Annotated in this window: 8 protein-coding genes; 6 read left to right on the plus strand and 2 right to left on the minus strand. The window is 70.4% G+C overall.

What is annotated here, in order from left to right:
- Both AD428_RS16065 and AD428_RS28095 read right to left on the minus strand, forming a co-directional pair.
- Positions 1-889: Ku protein (locus tag AD428_RS16065; protein WP_053245850.1), on the minus strand; the 889-nt coding region annotated here is incomplete at its 3' end.
- Positions 784-1,371 (minus strand): DUF883 family protein, encoded by a 588-nt coding sequence (locus tag AD428_RS28095; protein ID WP_235490501.1) that lies wholly within the window; start codon positions 1,369-1,371, stop codon positions 784-786. The genes AD428_RS28095 and AD428_RS16065, both read right to left, overlap by 106 nt.
- Before the next feature lie 541 nt (positions 1,372-1,912).
- On the opposite strand from AD428_RS28095, the gene AD428_RS16075 reads away from it, so the two are divergent.
- The 6 genes from AD428_RS16075 to AD428_RS29575 all read left to right on the plus strand — a co-directional run.
- Positions 1,913-2,149, plus strand: a complete 237-nt coding sequence (locus AD428_RS16075; RefSeq protein WP_053245852.1) for a hypothetical protein — start codon at positions 1,913-1,915, stop codon at positions 2,147-2,149.
- 127 nt (positions 2,150-2,276) lie between these two features.
- Complete coding sequence (locus AD428_RS16080) at positions 2,277-2,825, plus strand: type 1 glutamine amidotransferase domain-containing protein (protein WP_053245853.1); 549 nt, start codon at positions 2,277-2,279, stop codon at positions 2,823-2,825.
- A 45-nt stretch (positions 2,826-2,870) separates the two neighbouring features.
- Positions 2,871-3,035 carry a hypothetical protein gene (locus tag AD428_RS27125; protein WP_200908055.1) on the plus strand — a complete coding sequence of 55 codons (165 nt, stop codon included), beginning with the start codon at positions 2,871-2,873 and terminating at the stop codon, positions 3,033-3,035.
- Between the two features lie 85 nt (positions 3,036-3,120).
- On the plus strand, positions 3,121-3,273 hold the full coding sequence (locus tag AD428_RS25210; protein WP_082308452.1) for a DUF3309 family protein: 153 nt from the start codon (positions 3,121-3,123) through the stop codon (positions 3,271-3,273).
- A gap of 109 nt (positions 3,274-3,382) precedes the next feature.
- Positions 3,383-3,823, plus strand: a complete 441-nt coding sequence (locus AD428_RS16085; RefSeq protein ID WP_235490536.1) for a hypothetical protein — start codon at positions 3,383-3,385, stop codon at positions 3,821-3,823.
- The coding region (locus tag AD428_RS29575) for an NAD(P)-dependent oxidoreductase (RefSeq protein WP_369798770.1) at positions 3,757-3,981 on the plus strand (225 nt) is incomplete at its 3' end. The genes AD428_RS16085 and AD428_RS29575, both read left to right, overlap by 67 nt.

Raw genomic sequence — 3,981 nt, forward strand, 5'->3', positions numbered from 1 at the left:
CGGTCTTGCGCGCGCCGGCCTTGGCGGCGGCCTTGGCGGCCCCGGCGCCCGCGGAAGCGGCGGAGGCCGCCTTCTTGCGCGCGGCGGACGGCTTGCCGCCGCGGCTTTCTATGCTCTGCTTCAGCATGGCCATGAGGTCGATCACCTTGGCCGACCGGCGCGCGGGGGCCTCGCCGGCTTCGGTGAGCACGTGGGTCTTGCCCGCCTTGATCTTCCGGTCGATGGCGTCGAGCAGGTCTTCGCGGTATTCGTCGCGGAAGGCGTCCGGATCCCATTCCATGGCCATGTCCTGCACCAGCCGCAGCGCCATTTCCTTCTCGCGCGGCGTAGGCGCGTCGGCCGGGCGCGGCGCGGGCAGCTCCAGTTCGCCGGCGGGCAGGATCTCGTCGGCATAGCGCAGGGTGATGAGCATGAGCGCCTCCGCCTGGGGCAGCAGCGCGCACAGGTGCTCGCGGGTGTGCAGCACCACGCGGGCCAGGCCGAGCCTGCCGCTCTTGCGCAGCACGTCGCGCAGCAGCGCATAGCCCTTGGCGCCGCGCCGGTCGGGCGCAAGGTAGTAGGGCGTGTCGTAGTAGAAGATGGGGATCTCGGCGGCGTCCACGAATCCCTGCACGTCCACGGTCTGCGTGGCGGCGACGTTGGCGCGCCGGAAATCCTCGTCGCTGAGATAGACGTACTCGCCTTTCTCGTACTCGTAGCCCTTGACGATGTCTTCGGCCGCGATGGACTTGCCCGTGCGCTTGTTGATGCGCTGGTAGCCGACGGGGGAGTCGTCGCGCCGGTCTATCCAGTCGAAATCGAGGCGGTGCGGCCGGGTGGCGGCGTACACCACGATAGGTATGTGCACCAGGCCGAAGGCGATGGCGCCTTTCCAGATAGTTCTGGGCATGTCCGGCTCCTGAAAGGGAGAACGCGCGGCCCGCCCACGCGAGGGCGGGCCGCGCGGCACGCATGCGTCAGCAACCGCCGTGCCCGGGGCTCCGGACGCGGCGCTGCCGCGGTTTCCGCCTGCGCGCCCGCCGCCGCGGGCTTACTGGCGGCCCACCAGCACGCCGAACAGAAAGGCGGCGCCCGCCACCAGCCCCACGCCTGCCAGGGGCGGGCCTGGATATATTCCTCGGTGCAGTCCAGCGTTTCCCTGACCAGGTCGTTGGCGGTTTCCGACGCCGCGCGCAGGCTCTGGCGGGTGGCCTGGAGCTGGTCGGACAGGCGGGCCTTGAGCGCGTCGATGTCCGCGTTGGCAGGGTCGCGCAGCGTCTCCTCCAGATCGTCGATCCAGCTTTCCGGACTGCGGGCGCGCCGGCGCGCGACGCCGTCGTCCGGTCCGTTCTCGGGAAAATCGGAGGGCGCGGGATTATGGGTAGAGGCCATCGGATGCTCCTGTGGTCGGGCAGACAAAGCGGCGCGCGGGCCGGCCCGGTCGGCGCCGCGCTAGGCGGGGTCCATGTGGCGGCACGCCTGGGCGCATGCCAGGCAGGCGTTGGCGCAGGACTGGCAGTGCTGCGCCGCGAACGAGGCGCACTCGCGGGCGCAGGCGTCGCACGCCAACGCGCACAATCTGCATGCGGCAATGGAAAACATTCCGCCGCGGGCGACGAGCCGCGCCGCGGTGCGGCACACGGCCGCGCATTCCAGGTCGAACCGGATGCAGGATTGCATGGACTGCGGGTTGTCGGCAAGACACATCGCAGCGCAGTGGTCGCAGGCGGCGGCGCATTCCTCACAGGCTTGCACAGATTTGCGGAATTGTGGGCTTTGCATTGCATCTCCTTGTATTCCAGGCTTGCCGCAGGGCAAGCGCCCCAGCAAACGGCGCGCCCGCCGACCGGCCACATCCGCTTGCAATTTCGCCGGCCCCCCTCCGGCGCCTGCCCGCAGTAGCATGGAGACATCGCCACCGCAGGAGCCAGGCATGAAATCCGGAGAGAAATCCGCCGGCCGCGCAGCGCGGGTGTCGCTGCAGGCCAAGGTGCTGCCGCCCGATTCGCCCGTGGAAGTCCCCAATCTGCCGCCCGTGCCCGACAAGAACACGCCCGACGAAGCGGCGCGCGACGCGCGCGTGCGCGTGGACGAGCAGACCGAATCCAACTGGGCCGACGGCAGCGCCCCGCAGCCCCGCGCCAGGAACGCGCGCTCGTCCCTGCTCTGAAACCCCGGGGCGCTCCCCGCCTTCCGCAACGGCGGGCGCAACGGGGCAGCCGGGCGTCCCGGGCACGCCAATTGCTGCGGGCGTGGCCTCAACCGGCAATCGGTATCCGGGCACATGGGAGCCACGCATGGACAAGGAATTGCAGGACGCCAACATCGCCATTCTCGTGGTGGACGGCTTTGAGCAGATCGAGCTGACCAGCCCGCGCGATGCGCTGCAGGCGCAGGGCGCGCGCACGGTGGTCGTTTCCGCACGGCGCGAGCCGGTGCAGGGCATGAATCACCACGAAAAGGCAGACAGCGTCGAGGCCGAACTGATCTTCGCCGAGGCCGATCCGGAGCATTTCGACGCGGTGCTGCTGCCCGGCGGCGTCATCAACGCCGACGAGATCCGTATGCACGCCAAGGCCCGGGAATTCGTGCGCGCCATGCACGAGGCCGGCAAGCCCATCGCCGTCATCTGCCATGGCGGCTGGCTGCTCATCTCCGCCGGCCTGGTCAAGGGCCGCAGGATGACGAGCTGGCCGTCTCTGGCCGACGACCTGAAGAACGCCGGCGCCCACTGGGTGGACGAGGAAGTGGTGGTGGACGGGCGCTGGGTCAGCAGCCGCAGGCCCGGCGACCTGCCGGCATTCAACCGTGAAATGCTGCGCGTATTCGCGCTGGCCCGGCGCTGAAGCCGCGCCGCCGGCTGCCGCATCAACGCAAAGGAGGTACCCGCCATGCCCGCGTTCCATCGCATGCACGTCCCGCCCAAGCCCGAGCCGATCCCGCCGGGGTCGCCGCCCGGAGACTTGCCGGTCGACCCCGATACCGACGAGCCCGACGTGGACCTGCCTCCGAGCGAGGCGCCGGACAAGCAGAAGACCGCCCCCGCGCCGCATTGAAGGGTCGCCGCCAGGGGGCGCGCCGCCGCAGGGCGCGCCGCCACAGGGCGCGCCGCCATTTCCACCAAGAAGAAAAGGAGTCGCCATGTCGACCATACTGCTGATTATTCTCATCCTGCTGCTCATCGGGGCGGTGCCGGCCTGGCCGTACAGCCGCAACTGGGGGTATTACCCGAGCGGGCTGCTGGGCATCGTGGTCATCGTGCTGATCGTGCTGCTGCTCATGGGACGGCTATAGCGCCTTTTCGCGCGTCCTCCGCCGCGCGGCGCGCCGCCTGGCGGAGGGCGTGGGGCCGGCGTAACATCGCGGGGTTTCCGACTCCCCCGGGCACGCCGTGCCGCGTTGTATGCGCATTCCCCTGCTGATCCTCATCGAGAGCGTCAAAGACTACCTGCCGCGCTTCGAACAATCCGGTTTCGCCCCCGTCTGGGCGCCCACGGCCGAGGCGCGCGCCCGGACCATCGCCGAGCGCGGGCAGGACATCCGCATCGTGCTCACGCGGGGCGCCACGGGCCTGCGCGGCGACGAAATGCAGGCCATGCCCCGCCTCGAAATCGTGTGTTCGCTGGGCGTGGGCTATGAAAACATCGACCTGGACGCGGCCCGCCGGCGCGGGATCGTCGTCACGCACGGGCCCGGCACCAATGCGGTGTCCGTGGCCGATCACGCCATGGCCCTGCTATTGGGCGCGGCGCGCGCCTGCCGCAGGCGGACGCCGCCGTGCGGCGGGGCGGGCTGGAGGCGGCTTCATGGGGCCGCAGGTCGCGGGCAAGCGCCTGGGGGCTGATCGGGCTGGGGCACATCGGCCGGGAAATCGCCCGGCGCGGGGCGCTGGGTTTCGGCATGCGGGTGGGCTATTGCACGCGCCGTCCCCGGCCGGAAAGCGGCTATGCGCATTACGCGGACGTGCGCGCGCTGGCCCGAGACTCGGATTTCCTGGTGGTG

This window comes from Achromobacter sp. DMS1, from assembly GCF_001270295.1.